The organism is Nocardia sp. NPDC059154, from assembly GCF_042755705.1.
GTDB lineage: Bacteria > Actinomycetota > Actinomycetes > Mycobacteriales > Mycobacteriaceae > Nocardia.
Map to the genome: position 1 here is coordinate 1 of NZ_JBHZCS010000207.1, position 1294 is coordinate 1294.

A 1294-nucleotide genomic window follows, 5' to 3' on the forward strand; every position below is an offset into this window, starting at 1 on the left:
TGAGGACTTTGCGTTTGACGACGCGGGCGTTGGATCGTTGGCGGCGTTCGGGATTCGGGCGTTGGAGTAGCTTGTCGATGGCGCAGCGCCACAGCGCGGCGGCGGCGTTATGGTCGTGAGGGGGGAAATGCGCTGTGGGACAATGATCTACGTGTGATTCGCAAGGCTGCGACGAACGACATCCTGTCCGGGTCGTGCTGGCCGGCGGTGGCGGTGTCGAGCATGAGGGTTCGGATCGCGTGATGGCAACACAGGTGCCCCCAGATTTCTTGTTGGACCAGGTCGGGTGATTTCGAGCGCAGCACTGCCCGCGGTCCGCGCTGGTGTGTTTTCAGTTCGTCGAAGGTGTTCTCGATTTCCCACCGCTGCGCGTAGGCCAGGGCCAGATCCTGCGCGCCGGCTCGGTCGGGGTCGAGGATCGTGGTGAGGAGTCGATACTGCTCGGGATTGCCGCGCCCGTCGTCGAGTGTGTAGTCGATGACCCGCACGGTCGACGGTTCGATCTTTCGACGATCAGGACCCGAGGTCGGGATGATCCGTGCCAGCCACGACCCGTCGGCCAGGGTTTCCAGATGCCGCGGCCGCAGCGTGGATTTCACCCGCCAGAGCAGGTCCGCGCCGGTTTCGGCGGCTTGTCTCCACAGGGTGAATCCGTAGAAGCCGCGATCGGCGAGCACCAGCATGCCCGGTTGCAGCCGCCCCACCAGCTCCCGCGCCATTTCGATCTCCGAGGTAGCGCAGGGCCCGGTGACCGCATCGAACATCGCATGGGTCCCGCACTCGGCCACGGCGACCAGACGCGCCTGCGGGTAGGCAGAGCGCTCGCCTCGGCTCGATACCGGTCGGCCGAAGTGCTCCGCGTTCGCCGCCGTGTCGGCCAAGTCCACACACGTGCCGTCGATAGCCACCAACCGGAGCCCCGCCAGCCAGGAACCGGGCGTGTCCTCACGCGCCAACGGCCGCGCGACACGGAAGAACAGGTCGCGGACCGGCTCGAACCCGAGACGTGAACGTGCTTGAAAGATAGCCGATTTCGTCGGCGGTGACCACGACTGCGACCACTGCGACGACCACGACAGCCCGTCGGTCAGCAAGGCGAACACGTCCTCATAGGAACCCTCCGAGTGCAAAGCCATCCCGATCGAGAAATACGCCATCACCCGGGCAGAAAGCGCCCGATGCCGACGCTGGGTACGCCCCGCCTCAGCGATCACCTCATCGACCACATCAGCAGGAAAAACCCTGGTCAACAACCCCACCGACACCAAATCCGACAATCGACGATCCGACGCCG

The 1294-nt window shown here is 65.1% G+C and carries 1 protein-coding gene; it reads right to left on the reverse strand.

What is annotated here, in order from left to right; translation table 11 throughout:
- Positions 1-107 precede the first annotated feature (107 nt).
- Positions 108-1294 (reverse strand): IS4 family transposase (locus ACFXN1_RS51845; protein ID WP_379464197.1); only part of this gene is annotated, 1187 nt, incomplete at its 5' end.